Annotated in this window: 16 protein-coding genes; 12 read left to right on the forward strand and 4 right to left on the reverse strand. The window is 46.9% G+C overall.

Annotation, left to right across the window (positions count from 1 at the left end; genetic code table 11):
- Window positions 1-95 precede the first annotated feature (95 nt).
- The 4 genes from tlp (at window position 96) to H615_RS0106055 (ending at window position 3,440) form a co-directional block, all read left to right on the forward strand.
- Window positions 96-329 carry a small acid-soluble spore protein Tlp gene (gene tlp, locus H615_RS0106040; protein ID WP_027954304.1) on the forward strand — a complete coding sequence of 78 codons (234 nt, stop codon included), beginning with the start codon at window positions 96-98 and terminating at the stop codon, window positions 327-329.
- Window positions 330-445: 116 nt separating this feature from the next.
- Window positions 446-2,701 carry an AAA family ATPase gene (locus H615_RS0106045; RefSeq protein ID WP_027954305.1) on the forward strand — a complete coding sequence of 752 codons (2,256 nt, stop codon included), beginning with the start codon at window positions 446-448 and terminating at the stop codon, window positions 2,699-2,701.
- Window positions 2,702-2,703: 2 nt separating this feature from the next.
- The gene (locus tag H615_RS0106050; RefSeq protein WP_027954306.1) at window positions 2,704-3,129 is read left to right on the forward strand and encodes an acyl-CoA thioesterase; all 426 of its coding nucleotides are present in this window, start codon (window positions 2,704-2,706) and stop codon (window positions 3,127-3,129) included.
- Window positions 3,129-3,440, forward strand: a complete 312-nt coding sequence (locus tag H615_RS0106055; RefSeq protein ID WP_027954307.1) for a hypothetical protein — start codon at window positions 3,129-3,131, stop codon at window positions 3,438-3,440. The genes H615_RS0106050 and H615_RS0106055 overlap by 1 nt, the downstream gene beginning before the upstream one ends.
- Before the next feature lie 24 nt (window positions 3,441-3,464).
- Here H615_RS0106055 and H615_RS0106060 read toward each other — a convergent pair whose 3' ends face one another.
- The 4 genes from H615_RS0106060 to plsY all read right to left on the reverse strand — a co-directional run bounded on the left by H615_RS0106060 (window position 3,465) and on the right by plsY (window position 5,742).
- Entirely contained in the window at window positions 3,465-3,755 is a 291-nt protein-coding gene (locus tag H615_RS0106060) for a HesB/YadR/YfhF family protein (RefSeq protein WP_027954308.1), read from the reverse strand.
- A gap of 84 nt (window positions 3,756-3,839) precedes the next feature.
- Entirely contained in the window at window positions 3,840-4,073 is a 234-nt protein-coding gene (yidD, locus tag H615_RS0106065; protein ID WP_027954309.1) for a membrane protein insertion efficiency factor YidD, read from the reverse strand.
- Window positions 4,070-5,014 (reverse strand): GTP cyclohydrolase FolE2, encoded by a 945-nt coding sequence (folE2, locus tag H615_RS0106070; RefSeq protein WP_027954310.1) that lies wholly within the window; start codon window positions 5,012-5,014, stop codon window positions 4,070-4,072. Before folE2 ends, yidD begins: the two co-directional genes overlap by 4 nt.
- Before the next feature lie 146 nt (window positions 5,015-5,160).
- Window positions 5,161-5,742, reverse strand: coding sequence for a glycerol-3-phosphate 1-O-acyltransferase PlsY (plsY, locus tag H615_RS0106075; RefSeq protein ID WP_027954311.1), 582 nt, complete (start codon window positions 5,740-5,742; stop codon window positions 5,161-5,163).
- 276 nt (window positions 5,743-6,018) lie between these two features.
- Here plsY and H615_RS0106080 point away from each other — a divergent pair, with 276 nt between their 5' ends.
- From H615_RS0106080 to H615_RS0106115, 8 genes are all read left to right on the forward strand, one after another.
- Complete coding sequence (locus tag H615_RS0106080) at window positions 6,019-7,086, forward strand: ABC transporter ATP-binding protein (RefSeq protein WP_027954312.1); 1,068 nt, start codon at window positions 6,019-6,021, stop codon at window positions 7,084-7,086.
- Window positions 7,083-8,609, forward strand: coding sequence for an ABC transporter permease/substrate-binding protein (locus tag H615_RS0106085; protein WP_027954313.1), 1,527 nt, complete (start codon window positions 7,083-7,085; stop codon window positions 8,607-8,609). Before H615_RS0106080 ends, H615_RS0106085 begins: the two co-directional genes overlap by 4 nt.
- An 11-nt stretch (window positions 8,610-8,620) precedes the next feature.
- On the forward strand, window positions 8,621-9,034 hold the full coding sequence (locus H615_RS0106090; RefSeq protein WP_027954314.1) for a CoA-binding protein: 414 nt from the start codon (window positions 8,621-8,623) through the stop codon (window positions 9,032-9,034).
- A gap of 329 nt (window positions 9,035-9,363) precedes the next feature.
- Complete coding sequence (gene parE / locus H615_RS0106095) at window positions 9,364-11,319, forward strand: DNA topoisomerase IV subunit B (RefSeq protein WP_027954315.1); 1,956 nt, start codon at window positions 9,364-9,366, stop codon at window positions 11,317-11,319.
- Window positions 11,320-11,334: 15 nt separating this feature from the next.
- A complete protein-coding gene (gene parC, locus H615_RS0106100) occupies window positions 11,335-13,794 on the forward strand; it encodes a DNA topoisomerase IV subunit A (protein WP_027954316.1) in 2,460 nt (819 codons plus the stop codon).
- Between the two features lie 216 nt (window positions 13,795-14,010).
- Window positions 14,011-14,640 carry a TetR/AcrR family transcriptional regulator gene (locus H615_RS0106105; protein ID WP_027954317.1) on the forward strand — a complete coding sequence of 210 codons (630 nt, stop codon included), beginning with the start codon at window positions 14,011-14,013 and terminating at the stop codon, window positions 14,638-14,640.
- 70 nt (window positions 14,641-14,710) lie between these two features.
- Window positions 14,711-15,853, forward strand: coding sequence for an acyl-CoA dehydrogenase (locus H615_RS0106110; RefSeq protein WP_027954318.1), 1,143 nt, complete (start codon window positions 14,711-14,713; stop codon window positions 15,851-15,853).
- 18 nt (window positions 15,854-15,871) lie between these two features.
- The gene (locus H615_RS0106115; RefSeq protein ID WP_027954319.1) at window positions 15,872-17,512 is read left to right on the forward strand and encodes an AMP-binding protein; all 1,641 of its coding nucleotides are present in this window, start codon (window positions 15,872-15,874) and stop codon (window positions 17,510-17,512) included.
- Window positions 17,513-17,521 lie beyond the last annotated feature (9 nt).

The raw sequence follows: 17,521 nt of genomic DNA on the forward strand, positions 1-17,521 counted from the left end.
TCAGTCCTTTATGGGAAAAGTAAGAGATGACTCCATGAGGATGGGGCGATAGAACGCAGACAGGAGGGTTTTGTATGTCTCATAAACAACAGCATATGGCCAATCAGAAACCAAATCCAGATAACCGTGCCGATAACGTAGACCGTTTGCAGGAGAAAGTACAGAACACGATTGAAAATATCGAAGCTTCTCATGATGCTCTTGCGTATGCTACAGAAGAGGAACAGCATAACATTGAAGACAAGAACAAACGGAGAAACGAGTCTCTCCGTGCGATGAGGCAGGAAATCAAAGAAGAGTCCGCTCATTCCAGACATCAACAATATTAAAAGCTGGCCGCTTCTCCTTAAAGAGAAGCGGTTTTTCATATCCTGTGCATCTTCATCTACATGTTCCGGTGACTATGATAAAATGTAAACCGGTGATAGAAAAGGAAGTGATGTAGATGCTGAATACGTTGAGACAATGGCAAAGTATAGATCAGGCCCCTCCTATTACAGAGGTGGAGGCCCTTCGATATGTGAATGAGGGGACGGAGGATAAGGAACTGAAAGCGGTCCTTTATACAGCCCTTGCTTATCACAGGATGAAAAGACATCCCGGGGAAGACCCACTGGCCGATCAGTTTATTGATGAAGCCCGCCGGCTGGAAGGGTCCCACTCCCTGGTTACCGACCTTTATGAGTCAAAACAGCTGATGAAGGCGTACGCCATACTGAAGGAGACACCTTTGGAGCAGTGGATCCTGCACGAGACGGACCATGACTCTGCAAAAGCTAAAAAAGTAAAATCGATACATGAAGATGTGAAAGAAGTCATCAATCAATGGAATCATGACTTGGCAGAAAAGCCCCTGCTTGATGTTTCCAGTCGTCTTAAGATTTACCAGGATATTTATAACGAGCTGGTCGAGCTGAAGGAGATGCTTGAAGAAGCCATCCATTCCATTGAGAATCGGAGAATCCGTGTACCGGTCAAGGAAGTGAATGAGCGGACGAGGCAGCTTTCTGATAAACAGGATGACATCCACCGGCGGCTGCCGGAGTTTTTAACGGAAACAGCAAGCCGTAATCCGTTGGAAGCCCTGGATCAAATGGTCGGTCTGCAGGATGTGAAAGACTACATCCACCGCTACTACCGCTTCCTGCAGTATCAGCAGGAACGGAAAAATTTCGGCTTTACCATGGTGGATGAACCAGGGTTACATATGATCATTACAGGTAACCCGGGGACAGGGAAAACGACGATGGCCCGACTGCTGGCTAATATTTACCATGAGCTTGGTATTCTTGATACGAAAGAGGTTGTTGAAGTCAACCGTTCGCATCTGGTCGGTTCATATGTCGGTCAAAGTGAAGAGAACACGATGAACTACGTGAAACAAGCCATCGGTGGTGTATTGTTCATTGACGAAGCCTACAGCCTGCGCAGGGAGGGTCAGACAGGCAATGATTACGGACAAGCCGTCATAGACACCCTGGTGTCTGCCATGACAAGCAAGGAATACGGCGGGAAGTTCGCGGTCATCATGGCTGGATATCCAGAGGAAATGCGTCAGTTCTTATGGTCCAACCCAGGGCTAAGGAGCCGGTTCCCCGAGCAGAATCACATTGAACTCCCGGACTATCAGATGGATGAACTCATGAATATAGCCGAACAGACGGCGCTTGAAAATGATTTCTTTTTTACAGAACAGGCAAGAAAGCAGTTTGACTCCCTGATCGATAAAGAACGGGTCGATGATTCATTCGGGAATGCCAGAACAGTAAAAAACCTTGTGTTAAAAACGGTGTTTCACAAAGGAGCGCAGGAAGCAGAGCGTGATAAACAGCACTGGCTTGATCATATGCGGATTACGACGGAAGACTTATCGTGGGATAAGGACGATAAGCTGGAAGAGCGTTCCCCTATGCAGAGGCTTGATGAATTGATCGGTCTTTCAAGTGTTAAAACCGAAGTCCGGAAGTTGTCATCATTCGTGCAGGCCCAGCAGAAGCGGAAAGAAAAAGGATACCCGGTTGTACCCATTCAGCTTCATTCCGTTTTCTCAGGAAACCCGGGAACAGGGAAGACAACCGTCGCCTCCATCTATGCCGATGTATTGAAAGAATGCGGTCTTCTGAAGAGGGGGCACATGGTTGTCGCCTCCCGATCTGATCTTGTAGCCGGCTATGTGGGCCAGACCGCCATCAAAACAAAACGAAAAATCAGGGAAGCGCTCGGCGGCGTTCTTTTTATCGATGAAGCGTATGCTCTTTACAATGGGGGACGTGATGATTTCGGAAAAGAAGCCATTGAAACACTTGTGGATGAAATGACAAAGCATAATGAAAACCTCGTTGTCATTTTAGCGGGGTATAAGCAGGAGATGGAGCAGCTGGTTGAAAGTAATCCAGGGCTGTCGTCCCGATTCAAGAAATACTTTCAGTTTCCTGATTATACAGAACAGGAGCTGTTGGATATGACCCATTACCATGCACAGAATTACGGCTACTTTTTCAATGAATGGGCCGAGTCGTACCTGCTCGAAAAATATGCCGGGCACTATATTCGCGGAAACGGACGTTTTGTTAATAATCTAGTAAATGAAGCCGTCCAATACCAGGCCATCCGTATGCTTGAAGATGAGCCTGAGGATATGAATGAGCTTGAACTGCCAGACTTGGAAAAAGCCTGGAGTGCAGTGAGAAGGGAGTCTTAGTGATGAAAATCGTTGAAACACCAATCCAGGTCAGGTATCAGGAAACCGATATGATGGGGGTCGTCTATCATGCCAATTATTTGATTTGGTTTGAAATCGGCCGGACCGCTTTTATCGACGGCCTGGGGTTCAGCTATGCGGAAATTGAAAAAGAAGGAGTCGTTTCACCGGTTATTGACGCACAGGTCAGTTTTAAAAAACCTGTCCGCTACGGAGATGATGTCTGCGTGCGCACATGGGTGGAGTCCTATGACGGTCTCCGGGTATCCTACGGGTATGAAGTGGTGCACGCGGACGGGTCTACAGCCGTGACCGGGGTCACCAAGCACGTAGTTGTAAAAAGCGGCAGTTTCCGCCCGGTGTCTATCCGAAAAAGCTTTCCTGACTGGCATGAAGCCTATCTTTCAGCAATGGAGACGACAGGCTGATGGCGTTCGGTGTAAAAAGGGAAGAGCTGCAGGCTTGGAAACGTCAGGTCCAGAATGGGGAAGTCGCTTTTCTTACACATTTCTGGATCGATGATCGTTTTCCAGGCTGTGATACCGTGACAAAAGCCGGATGCAGTAATCTGGATGTTTTAAAGGAATGGGGAAGCTGCTACGACCTTCACCCAGGATGGATCCATCTCGACCCTTATCCTCATTTTGATTTGTTCGGAGATAAACAGTATGAGATTTTAAAAGCGGAAGGCAGATGGGATCATATTGAGCGTTTCGCGCTCAGGAGAAAAGAGACATAAATAAAGACGCCCCCAAGGGCGTCTTTATTTTTTATATTCGAAGGAAGGTTCTTCCCATTTTGTATCATATTGAACTTCCAGGGAATGGTCATCAAAATACCAGGCATCATCTGATTCTATAAAGAAGTGAATCCGTCCAGTTTTTGTTTCGGCGACCGGTTCAGTAGGTTCCTCCAATTTAATTGCGAGGGAAAATCCAGGCTGAAGGCCCCCGGTCCCACCGTACCTGACGTAAAAACGGAGATGGGCCTGTTCATCAATATCGAGTTCATTTACGTACCATTCGGCAGCTTCTTCGGTTACAGTTAAATTCATATCTCAGCTCAACTCCTGTCATTAAAAATCATCTATATCCTGCTATATCCGTAAAGCGGAGAGGATAAACGTTCCGTCTCCGCTTTACTTGTCTGCGTGGTTTTTTTTCAGCGGTACAGGGTCGAATCCACCTGGATGGAAAGGGTGGCATTTTAAAATCCGCCGGACTGTCAGCCATGTTCCTTTAAAAAAGCCAAACCGGCTGTAAGCCTCAAGTCCGTATGAGGAGCAGGTAGGCTGAAAACGGCAGCTCGGTGGAAAAAAGGGGCTGATTCCCTTTTGATAAAAACGGATAATGCCGATCATGACCTGTTTCATCGTTCTTCCTGTGTACGCTCCAGCTTCTTGTCGTAGCTCAAGGAAGCCACTGCGTCGTGAAGGTGAATCGATTCCTCATTCCGGCACTGAACTTCAAAGGATTCCACAAACGGATATTCATACAGATCGGCGGCTACAAGTCGGACGATATCTTCGACAAATCGAGGATTCTCATAGGCCTGCTCTGTGACCATTTTCTCATCCGGACGTTTAAGCACCGGGTGGATTCTGGCACTCGCATTGCTTTCAGCGGCTTCCAGAAGGGCGGCTTTCCAATCGATCTCCTGTTCATTGAAGTCGTCTGTCAGTTTGACCGTCATCGTCACATTCCCGCGCTGATTGTGCGCACTGTACTCACTGATTTCCTTCGAACATGGGCACAGCGTCGTAATTTTCCCAGTCAGGGATACAGTAACATCATGACCGGTTTCCTGATCGTACTCCACCCGGATAGTGGCATCGGCATGATTCATTCCTGTCAGGTCGGAATAAGGACCTTTTCTCTCAAAGAACCATGGGAAGGTGACTTCCACTTCAGCGTCCGTCTGTTTCAGGCGTCCGGCCAGCTCTTCGGTGAACTGCTTCAATGTTTCAATATCTATCGCAAAACCTTCGTTGTGATATTTATCAAGCTGTTCAGTGAACCGGCTCATATTCGTTCCTTTACTGCCTTTAGCAATCGAGGAACCAAAGGAAAAGGTACCGATAGTCGTTTGAATCTGCGGGGTCATGCTGCTTGGAATACGGATCGGATGCTTCACGTTGGAAATACCGACCATATCAATATCGAATAGAAAATCTTTTCTTGAATTTTGAAGATCAGCCATCTGATCTTTTTCAACGGGTTTCGTGCGTGGACCTGGATCGACAGACCCGAATAATTTATGTCTTTCTTCTTTAGTAGGCAGCTGTTTCGTTTGATTTAATTCGGTTTTATTCATAGCAAGGACTCCTTTCAGGCCTTCTTTCTATGTCAAAGTATACCTTATGTATTTCTTTAATGACAATGGAATGCTTATGGAAATGTGCCGTCTATCTAGGATGCTTCAATTAAAGAAAGCCTATCCTTGGAGGACAGGCTTTCGTGTTACATCCACGTGATTTTAGGTTCTGTCTTATTGATGATTCTTTTAATATTAGAGCGGTGCCGGTAGATGACAAAAATCGTAAAGACAGATATAACCATCGTCAATCCATACTCCTGCAGAAGAATGGAAGCTGCTATCCCGACAAGGCCGCAAACCATCGAGGAAAGGGATACATATTTGGTTATATATAATAGGATGAAAAACGATAACACAAGTACAAGAAACACCAGAGGGTTTACTCCGAGGATCACGCCTCCGGACGTAGCGACGGCCTTCCCTCCCTTGAACCCGGCAAATACGGGATACATATGACCGATCACGGCAAAAATACCTATAATAAGCGGGATGACTTCTGCTCCGAGAAAAAATGGAAGAGCGGCTGCCAGCGTCCCTTTTAAAATATCGGCAATGGTAACGATCAAGCCGGCTTTTACTCCGAGAACGCGGAACGTATTCGTCCCACCGAGATTTCCGCTTCCATGTTCTCTGATATCTGTGCCATAACCCACTTTTCCAACGATCAGTCCTGATGGAATGGAGCCGAGGAGATAGGCGGTAAGGGAATAGAGTAGATATTCCAATAAGTTCAACTCCTTCATTACTTTCTTTTATTTTATCATGACGACGTTGGAGAAAGAACGGAAAATTCTATCAGCTTCTCTTCCTTCCAAGAACCTCTATGTATGTGACGAAAAGCTGCAATTCAAACGCCGCAACATCTTATTATACCAATCAGAAAAGTTGTGACAAGGCTTTTCCACTGCTTTTGTGCGGGAAGGTTGTATAATTGCAATAGGTTTCAAGCTGTGTGAAAGTGGGTAAATAGTACGGTCTTTAGTTTATGAAGGAGGAAATGCATGATAACTTTTACAGATGTGTCCAAAACGTACCCGGATGGGACGGCGGCTTTAAATAATATAAATCTCGAGGTGAAAGAAGGAGAACTGCTCACCCTGATTGGTCCGAGTGGATGTGGAAAGACGACGACGATGAAAATGATCAACCGGCTTATTCATCCAACCGATGGAACGATTACGATACATAATAAGGACATTAAAGAATACAACGTTCATGAACTGCGTTGGAACATCGGCTATGTTCTTCAGGAAATCGCCCTCTTTCCACACATGACGATTGAGGAGAACATCGCTATTGTACCTGAAATGAAGAAATGGAAGAAAAAAGATGTATCCGCACGAATTGATGAGTTGATGCAGATGGTCGGTCTTGACCCTGAGAAACACAGGAAACGTAAACCGAGTGAGCTTTCAGGCGGACAGCAGCAGCGTGTAGGGGTAATTAGAGCATTGGCAGCGGATCCGGACATTATTCTCATGGACGAACCGTTCAGTGCCCTTGATCCAATCAGCCGGGAGCAGCTTCAAAAGGATATCCGGAACCTTCAGCAGGAAATTAAAAAGACCATTGTGTTCGTTACGCACGATATGGATGAAGCCCTGGCCCTGGGAGACCGCGTCTGCCTGATGAAAGAAGGCGGGATTGTCCAGGTGGATACACCGCAGAACTTCCTTCTCCACCCGGCGGATGATTTTGTCCGTGATTTTATCGGGGGCAGAAAATCACCATGGCTGACAGCTGTGGATGTTATTATGGACCAGTCCGGAAGCAGGATTTTCCCTTATCACGATTTCCGACAGGGCCTGATCCCGGACAACGGCGCCTATGTTCTCACCTCTGAAAAAGGAGTGTATCAGACGGGCGTCACGGACGGCAGGGAAGTCATGCTGCCGGTCCTGACGAACGGAACGGTTCTCCGCGAAGCCGTCTCTGAATTCGAGAAAGGCTCTCACCGGATTCTTCCTGTGATAAAGGGAGACCAGCTTGTCGGAACCCTTTCTTATAAAGATATCGTTCATTACTTAAAAGAGAAGTCTGATGAGGAACAGGGGGCTGTTCAACTGTGAATGGATTTATTCAGGTTTTTGCAGAACGACAGGACGTACTGTGGGAGAAAGTGTGGGAGCACCTGCAGATCTCTATTATTGCCCTTGTGATCGCAACATTAATTTCTGTACCGCTCGGCTTGCTGTTAACGAGGAAACTGAATATTGCTGAACCTGTAATCGGGGTGACAGCTGTTCTTCAGACCATTCCAAGCCTGGCCGTCCTCGCTTTTTTAATTCCATTTTTCGGAATCGGTGAAACGCCCGCCATCATAGCTTTGGCAGCGTATGGACTGCTTCCCATTCTCAGAAATACGTATACAGGAATAAAAGAAGTGGACCCGGCGTTAAAAGAAGCGGCTACAGGGATGGGAATGAGTTCTTTCAGACGGTTATCCCGTGTCGAACTGCCGCTGGCGATGCCGGTCATCATGGCAGGTATCCGGACATCGATGGTGCTGATTGTCGGTACTACGACCATCGCCGCTCTGATTGGGGCTGGAGGTCTTGGTGATTTGATCCTTCTCGGCCTCGACCGTGGCGGCGACGCCAATTTAATTCTGCTGGGAGCCATTCCAGCTGCCCTTCTTGCGATCGTGCTGGATTTAATTCTGCGTTTGTTTGAACGCACTTCTGCAAAGTCAGGATTCCGTTCCCTCGTCAGCCTGCTGGTCATTGCTGCTCTTATCGCCGTTGGACCGCTGTTGTTCAGCAGCAAATCGCAGAATGATCTCGTGCTGGGGGCTAAACTCGGGTCCGAACCGGCCATTTTAATCAACATGTACAAACTTCTCATCGAAGAGGAAACCGATCTTCAGGTTGGATTAAAACCGAACCTTGGGAAAACAGACCTTGTTTTCAGCGCCCTTGAGGAGGGGAGCATTGACATTTATCCTGAATTCACCGGAACAGCCATCGTTTCCCTTATGGGAGAGCAGGCTCAAAGTAACAAGGAACAGGAAGTCTACCAACAGGCAGCCCAGGGAATGAGTGAACAATATGACATGGCCTACCTGGAGCCGATGCAGTTCAATAATACGTATGCCGTCGCAACGACGGAAGAGCTTGCCGGGCAGTATGGACTGGAAAGCATCGGGGACTTAAAACAGGTGGAAGATCAGATAACAGCCGGTTTCACCCTCGAATTCAATGACCGCCAGGACGGCTATCAGGGAATGAAGGAAGTGTATGATCTTGATCTCGGGGAAGTAAGAACGATGGATCCAGGCCTCCGCCAGGGAGCGATCTCCAATGGCGAAGTAGACATCATTGATGCCTATGCAACAGCAGGGTATATGGTGGACTTGAACCTCAAAGTGCTGGAAGATCCGGAAAATCTGTTTCCTCCTTACCAGGGTGCCCCGCTGATGAGACAGGAAACGCTTGATCAGTATCCGGAAATCGAAGATGCGTTAAATCAACTGGGTGGTAAGATTACCGGAGATCAAATGCGGGAAATGAATTATGAAGTAGATTTTGAAGACCGTTCACCAGAAACGGTGGCCCGTGAATATCTCGTTGAAGAAGGGCTTATCGAAGAATAGGAGGAATGGACATGCCATTTGAAAATCCGTCTCCAGAGGAGATTAAGAATGTATTAAAAGAATCAAAAACAATTGCCGTTGTCGGACTATCCGATAAACCCCACCGCACGTCCTACCAGATCAGCGAAGCCATGCAGGCGGCAGGGTACAAAATTATTCCTGTAAACCCGACGATAACGGAAGTGCTTGGCGAACCGGCCGCCGCTTCGCTTCAGGAGATCGAGGAGCCGGTGGACATTGTGAATGTGTTCCGCCGATCTGAATACCTGCCGGGAGTGGCCGAAGAAGCCCGCAGCCTTGGTGCGAAGGCTTTCTGGGCTCAGCAGGGTGTGTATCATGAAGAAGCTTGGGAACACTTGAAAGATACACCGGCAAAGGTGATTATGGACTTCTGTATCAAGGTTGCGCACAGCTTGTACAGATGATCAAATAAAGATGAATTTGAAAAAATCCCTGTCCTTTCAGGGATTTTTTCACGTTATCTGGAAGAATTATGTTTGCGAAACGATGTAAAATCGCTACAATATAACAAGCAGTGTTTTTTTGAGAGCGGTTGTATAAACAGCATCCATTTCACGAAACGATATAAGCAGGCGTAAGACAGGCAGCAGAATAGAGCGGGAGAAAACCTCTGCTCCACTGCGTGTCTTATAACTGAATCTGCCCGTGTAAACAGGAAAGTCATTTACACAATCGAACGTTTGTTCTATTATGATAATTAGTTGCTGTGTAAGAGAAAGGAGCCGATTGGAAATTGTCGAGTCAAAATCATACGTATTCAGATGATTCTATACAAGTATTGGAGGGGCTGGAGGCTGTCCGGAAGCGACCGGGGATGTATATTGGATCTACGGACCACCGCGGTCTTCATCACCTCGTCCACGAAATCGTGGATAACGCCATCGATGAAGCTTTATCTGGATTCGGACAAAAGATGACGGTTACCCTTCATAAAGATGGAAGCGTTTCTGTGCAGGATGAAGCCCGCGGCATGCCTGTAGGGATGCATAAAACCGGTAAGCCGACACCGGAAGTGATTTTAACTGTTTTACACGCCGGAGGTAAATTCGGCCAGGGCGGATACAAATCCTCCGGCGGTCTCCACGGCGTCGGAGCATCCGTTGTTAATGCTTTATCCGAATGGCTGGAAGTTCATATCTGCCGTGATGGGGAGAAGTACTACCAGCGTTTTGAAAAAGGGGGCGTGCCTGTTACCTCCCTGGAAAAAAAGGGAGCCACACGCAAAACAGGGACAACCATCCGGTTTAAGCCGGACCCTGAAATTTTTTCTGTAACGAAGTTTAATTTTGAAACCCTTTCGGAAAGACTGAGAGAAGCGGCTTTTCTTCTGAAAGGCTTTCGTATCGTCTTAGTCGATGAGCGGAAAGGTGGAGAAAAAGAGGAATACCAGTATGATGACGGACTGGTTTCATTCGTTAAGTATTTAAATGAAGAGAAAGACACCCTTCATCACGTCGTATCGTTTGAGGGCATACAGTCAGAGATAGAAGTGGACTTTGCGTTTCAGTTTAACGATGGATTCGCAGAAAATATTCTTTCCTTCGTCAACAACGTTCGTACAAAGGATGGCGGCACGCATGAATCGGGAGCGAAGACAGCCGTTACCCGGGTGTTTAATGATTATGCACGCAGAACCCAGCTGTTGAAGGAAAAAGATAAGAACCTTGAAGGAAACGATATCAGGGAAGGCTTTACAGCGATCATATCAGCAAGAATCCCTGAGGAGCTTCTTCAGTTTGAAGGCCAGACGAAAAGCAAGCTGGGGACATCCGAAGCCCGTTCTGCTGTTGACAGTGTTGTAGCCGAGAAACTCACGTATTTCCTTGAGGAAAATCCCGATTCGGCCTCGATGCTGATTAAAAAGGCGATCAGGGCGAAAGAAGCAAGGGAAGCCGCGAGGAAAGCGAGAGAAGACGCCCGTTCCGGTAAGAAAAAGAAGCGGAAGGATACGCTTTTAAGTGGAAAGCTGACTCCGGCGCAGTCAAAAAATGCAGAGAAAAACGAACTGTATCTTGTAGAGGGGGACTCTGCGGGCGGTTCAGCCAAACAGGGGCGTGACCGCAAATTCCAGGCTGTTCTTCCTCTCCGCGGTAAAGTCATAAATACAGAGAAAGCTAAAATTGCGGATATCTTTAAAAACGAAGAGATTTCTACGATTATTCATACCATCGGTGCAGGTGTCGGAGGGGATTTCACCCTTGAGGACTGCAATTACGACAAAATTGTCATCATGACCGATGCGGATACAGATGGTGCCCACATCCAGGTACTGCTGCTTACCTTCTTTTACCGCTATATGCGGCCCTTAGTGGAAGCAGGGAAAGTGTTCATCGCTCTTCCACCGCTTTATAAAGTTTCCAAAGGCAAAGGAAAGAAAGAGAAAACCGAATACGCCTGGGATGAGGATGGTATGCAGAAAATACTGAAGGAATTCAAAAATGGGTATACGATACAGCGCTACAAAGGTCTTGGTGAAATGAACGCCGACCAGCTGTGGGAAACGACCATGAATCCAGAATCCAGAACGCTGATCCGGGTAACAATTGATGATATTGCCCGTGTGGAACGAAGAGTTACGACATTGATGGGAGACAAAGTAGAACCTCGCCGAAAATGGATTGAATCCCACGTTGCCTTCGGTCTTGAAGACGAAGCAAACATTCTGGAAAACGATAAAATCCAATCATAAAAGGGGGACGTTCTGTTGGCAGAGGCAGAGAAGTTTTTAGATTTACCTTTAGAGGAAGTTCTCGGAGACCGTTTCGGGAGATACAGTAAATATATTATCCAGGAAAGGGCCCTCCCTGATGCCAGGGACGGGCTTAAGCCTGTTCAGCGGAGAATCCTGTATGCCATGCATCAGGAGAAGAATACGCACGATAAAGCGTACCGGAAATCCGCAAAAACGGTGGGTACCGTTATTGGTAATTATCACCCACACGGTGATACATCGGTGTATGATGCCATGGTACGTCTGAGTCAGACATGGAAAGTACGCAAACCGCTTGTGGAAATGCACGGAAACAACGGAAGTGTCGACGGCGACCCGCCGGCTGCCATGCGTTATACAGAAGCAAGGCTTTCTGCGATATCGTCTGAACTGCTGCGGGATATAGAGAAGCAGACCGTTGAATTCATCCCAAACTTCGATGACACGATTGAAGAGCCGACGGTGCTCCCAGCGAAGTTTCCCAACCTGCTGGTGAATGGATCCACAGGAATTTCAGCCGGATATGCAACTGAAATTCCCTCCCATAACCTTGGCGAGGTCATTGACGCGGTCATCATGAAAATTGATAAGCCTGAGGCGGAAGTATCGGAGCTGATGACCAAATTAAAAGGTCCGGACTTTTCCACTGGAGGAATCATTCAAGGCGTAGACGGAATCAAAAAAGCCTATGAAACAGGGAAAGGGAAAATCATTGTCCGCGGCCGGGCGGAGATCCAGGAACAGCGGGGCGGACGGGAACAGATCGTCATAGATGAAATCCCATTTGAAGTCAACAAGGCCAGCATGGTTAAGCGGATGGATGAACTCCGTATCGATAAAAAAGTGGAGGGCATTGCAGAAGTACGTGATGAAACAGACCGTACAGGCCTGCGCGTTGTCATTGAATTGAAAAAAGATGCCAACAGTGAAGGTGTCCTGAATTACTTATACAAGCATACCGACCTTCAAATATCCTATAACTTCAACATGGTCGCGATCCATGACCGGACTCCGAAGCTTCTCAATCTTCCGATGATGCTCGATGCCTATATCGCACACCAGAAAGAAGTCGTGACCAGGCAGTCCATTTATGACTTGAATAAAGCGAAACGCCGTGCGCACATTGTGGAAGGATTGATCAAAGCGATTTCAATCCTCGATGATGTCATCACTACAATTCGTGCGTCTAAAGATAAGGCAGATGCCAAGGCCCGGCTGATCCAGGAGTACGCCTTCAGTGAGGAACAGGCGGAAGCGATTGTAACCTTGCAGCTGTACCGCTTGACAAACACAGACATTACAGCTCTCCAAGCGGAAGCGGAAGAGTTAAGGAAGCAGATTGAAGAGCTCGAAAAGCTTCTCACAAGTGAGCGGGAAATGCTGAAAGTAATCAAGTCCGACCTGCGGGCCATGAAGAAAAAATACAAAGATGACCGCTTAACAAAAATCGAAGATAAAGTGCAGGAACTGAAAGTGGACTTGGATGTGATGGTGGCCAGTGAAGATGTCCTCGTTTCCATTACAAAACACGGCTACATCAAACGGACGAGTTTACGATCCTACGCCGCATCAAATGGCGAGGATTTTGCTTTGAAGGACGGCGACCACCTGCTGCGACTGGTGGAAATGAATACAACCGATACGATTCTGCTGTTCACGAACTTAGGCAAGTACCTGTTTCTTCCTGTTCATAAACTGACGGATATCCGCTGGAAGGATTTAGGTCAGTTTATATCCAACATCGTTCAGGTTGAAAAAGACGAATATCTTGTAGAAGCTATTCCAATACGGGAATTCAATGATGAGGATTTCCTGATGTTCTTTACGAAAAACGGCATGGTTAAAAAGAGTGAACTTCGTCTGTATCAGGCGCAGCGGCATTCTAAAGCCCTCGTAGCTGTTAATCTGAAAGGCGATGATGAAGTCGTCGATGTTTATATGACAGATGGGACAGGAGAGATTTTCCTCACCTCCAGCAAAGGTTACGGCCTATGGTATAAGGAAGATGAAGTCAATATCGTTGGACAGCGGGCGGCCGGCGTAAAAGCTATGACATTGAAAGAAGGCGAACGAGTCGTGTCCGGACAGATTTTCAAAGCGGAAGAAGACCCTTCGATCGTCATGACCACTCACCGCGGGGCTGCCAAACGGATGAGACTGAAGGAATTCGATCGTACGTCCAGAGCCAAACGGGGCGTGATTATGCTTCGGGAGCTGAAGAAAGATCCGCATCAAATTGTAGATGTTCACCTCGTTCAAAGGGAAGACCAGGTTGTACTCATGACAGAAAAGCAGGAGACGACGACGGTTAATCCGATGGACTTGAAAGCGAATGACCGGTACAGCAACGGATCTTACGTCCTCGATGTAGATCAAAAAGGAAGTGTTGTCGAATCTTGGGTGAAACCGGGGTACGAAGCACCTTTCAAGCTGGAAGATGAAAACAGCCAGTAAAAACCAACGCGGAAGGTTCATGAGCTTTGAACCTTCCGCGTTCTTTATTCAAACTTAGTAGCAACTCCGATATATAAAACAAAAAAAACATCAATAAGAAAAAACCGGAAAGTCAAAAGGATTCACGTTTTTGGCACAGGAAAGAATTTGGATATGATTGTATTTTCAAAATACTATGATAAAATGAAGGTATATTCAGTTGAAGGGAGATGATGTATGAGCCGCTTACGCAGCACCATTCTCGAAACTTCTCTGCAGTTATTTGATGAGCACGGCTTTCACGGCGTGACGGTTAACCAGATTGTAGCAGCCTCGGGGACATCCAAAGGGGGCTTTTACCACCACTTTCAATCCAAGGATGAACTTTTATTTGTGATTCATGACACCTTTATTACATACGTATTGAAAGAGGCTGGAGCAGCCAACGTGATTCACACCTCACCAACAGCCAAAATACAGGCTGTCATCCATTCTTTTGTAAAAGTCTTTGATTTATACAAACCACATATTTCTGTATTCTATCAGGAAAGCACCTACTTAAAGCCTGCGTACGAGGAGAAAATCAAAAAGAAAAGGGATGAATTTAAAGACATCATTTTCGGGATTATTCATGAAGGTCAGGCGGGTGGTGATTTTAGAAAAGAACTTCCTCTTGAGGTAACCGCTATGGCTGTCTTAGGGATGGTCAATTGGATTTACAAGTGGTATCAGCAGGATGGAAGGTATTCCATTGATGAAATTGCGGAAGTGTATATTGATTTGATCCTTCATTTTTTACTGCCCGGAAGCAGCGAGCAGCTCATGCGTCATATGAATAAAGTCCCTTTTTTTTACGATGTTAAGTAAACGCTTTCATTCTTTTTGTGTGCTTTACAGACCAACCAGTCGGTCTATAACTTCAGCAAGGGGGAGTAAAATGAACTTTGAACTGACGAAGGAACAGGAAATGACACGGAAAATGGTGCGGGATTTTGCGAATGACGTTATTGCACCAAGAGCGGTGGATATTGATCGAAATGCGGAGTTTCCGAAGGACATTTTCGATGAGATGGGGAGACTCGGTCTGCTTGGCATTCCATTTCCTGAGGAGTACGGCGGATCCGGCGGAGATACGGTTACGTACGCTTTGGCTGTTGAGGAAATCGGACGTGTATGCGGATCGACAGGGTTGAGTTATGCTGCAGCGGTATCTCTTGGAGCAAGTCCCATCTATTATTTCGGCACCGAAGAGCAGAAACAGGAATATCTTATCCCGCTTGCTAAAGGAGAAGGACTTGCTTCATTTGGTTTAACAGAGCCAAATGCAGGTTCGGATGCCGGCGGTACGAAAACACGCGCTGAATTAGTGGGGGATCATTATGTGATCAATGGAGAGAAATGCTGGATTACCAATGCGGAGTATGCCAGGTCCATTACGGTTACGGCAGTATCGGGAAAGCGTGAGGACGGGAAAAACATCATTTCCGCGTTTATCATTCCCAAAGACACCAAAGGAATGAAAATTACCAGCCCTTACGAAAAAATGGGCGTCCGCGGTTCCAATACTTCAGAAATCATATTGGAAGATGTGAAAGTACCGAAGGAAAACATCCTCGGTGATCCTTCCAAAGGGTTTCATCAGTTTTTGTATACATTGGATGGCGGCCGTATATCCATTGCTGCCCTTGCTGTCGGAATTGCTCAGGCATCTTTGGATAAAGCCCTTGCCTACGCGAAGGAACGGAAGCAGTTCGGGCAGTCCATATCAAAATTTCAAGCCATTCAATTTAAACTGGCCGATATGGCCATGGAAGTGGAGCTTGCAAGAAACATGGTGTTGAAAGCCGCTTGGTTAAAGGATCAGAAAAAGGATTTCACGAAGGAATCCGCATATGCGAAACTTTTCGCCTCTGAAACAGCGTTCCGTTCATCCAATCAAGCCATTCAAATCCACGGCGGGTATGGATACATGAGGGAATATGAAGTCGAACGTTTTCTAAGAGACGCTAAGCTTCTTGAAATAGGAGAAGGAACATCTGAAATTCAGCGTATGGTCATCGCACGCCAGCTGGGATGTTAATTGAAGGAGGATGAGAGAATGACACTACTCGAACAAACAGTCGGACAGCTGTTGGAGGAAAAGGCTTCGCTTTATCCAGATCAGGAAGCTTATGTGTATCCGGAAAAAGGGATTCGCAAAACGTATGCGGCGTTTAATGAAGAAGCTGATGCAGCCGCAAAGGGACTGATGGCTTTAGGGTTAGAAAAAGGCGATCATCTGGCTGTTTGGTCTGATAATAAGCCGGAGTGGCTGATCACACAGTTCGCTTCAGGGAAAATGGGCGGTGTGCTCGTTACCGTAAATACCAACTACCGTGCGCAGGAGCTTGAATATTTGTTGAAACAGTCGGATGCCTCTACGCTCATTCTTGCTGAGGACTTCCGCGGGGCCTCCTACATGAACATTTTGAAGGAAATCTGCCCGGAACTGGAATACTCAGAAAAAGGCAGCCTGCAGAGTGAACGGCTCCCTTTTTTAAAAAATGTCGTTGTTCTGAGCGATACCCCGCATAAAGGGTGCTACTCCTGGCAGGACGTTGTCGATATGGGGATGACCATCAAGGACGAGGAGCTTGAGGCAAGAAAACAGTCACTGGCTTCCACAGATGTCATCAACATGCAGTACACCTCAGGCACGACCGGCTTTCCTAAAGGAGTCATGCTCTCCCATTATAATATTGTGAACAACGGAAATCAGGTGGCAGGCAGCATGAATCTGACGCATCAGGATCGTTTATGCATACCTGTACCGTTTTTCCACTGCTTCGGATGTGTCCTGGGCACGCTTGCTGCGGTATCCAAAGGCGCGGCAATGGTCATTTTAGAACAGTTTGAACCGAAAAAGGTTCTGCAGGCTGTGAAGGATGAGGCATGCACAGCCCTGCATGGGGTCCCGACGATGTTTATCGCAGAACTCAATCACCCAGAGTTCGAAGACTTAAAACCTACGACTCTCCGCACAGGTATTATGGCGGGTTCGACATGCCCGATGGAAGTCATGAAAAATGTCATTCATAAAATGGGGGCGGAGGAAATTACGATTGCTTACGGGCAGACCGAGTCCTCCCCAGTCATCACCCAGACCAATGTTCATGATCCTGTCCACCTGCGGGTAAGCAGTGTCGGCCGTCCTCACCCTAATGTAGAAGTGAAAATCATTGAACCAGCTACGGGTGAAGAAGTGGATCCGGGGATACCAGGAGAGCTTTGTACGCGGGGCTATCTTGTGATGGAAGGCTATTACAAAAACGAGGAAGCGACAAGCGCAGCCATAGATCCTGATGGATGGCTCCATACCGGGGATCTCGCTGTCAGGGATAAAGAGGGCTATATTGAAATAACCGGAAGGATGAAAGACATGATTATCCGCGGCGGAGAAAATGTGTATCCAAGGGAAATCGAAGAATTTCTGTATCAGCATCCCGATGTCCAGGATGTCCAGGTCGTCGGTGTACCGGATGAAACGTACGGGGAAGAGATTATGGCCTGGATCATTCCAAAAGAAGATACGAAAATAAATGAAAGCGATATCAAAGAATTTTGTGAAGGCCGGATTTCCAAACATAAAATCCCGCGTTATATCTTATTTACGCAGGAATACCCGATGACTGCCAGCGGAAAAATCCAGAAATTCAGATTGAGGGAAAATGCCCTTGATCTATTGCAGACAGGAAAATAAGGGAGGGAT

This window comes from Halobacillus kuroshimensis DSM 18393 (assembly GCF_000425705.1).
Lineage (GTDB): Bacteria > Bacillota > Bacilli > Bacillales > Halobacillaceae > Halobacillus > Halobacillus kuroshimensis.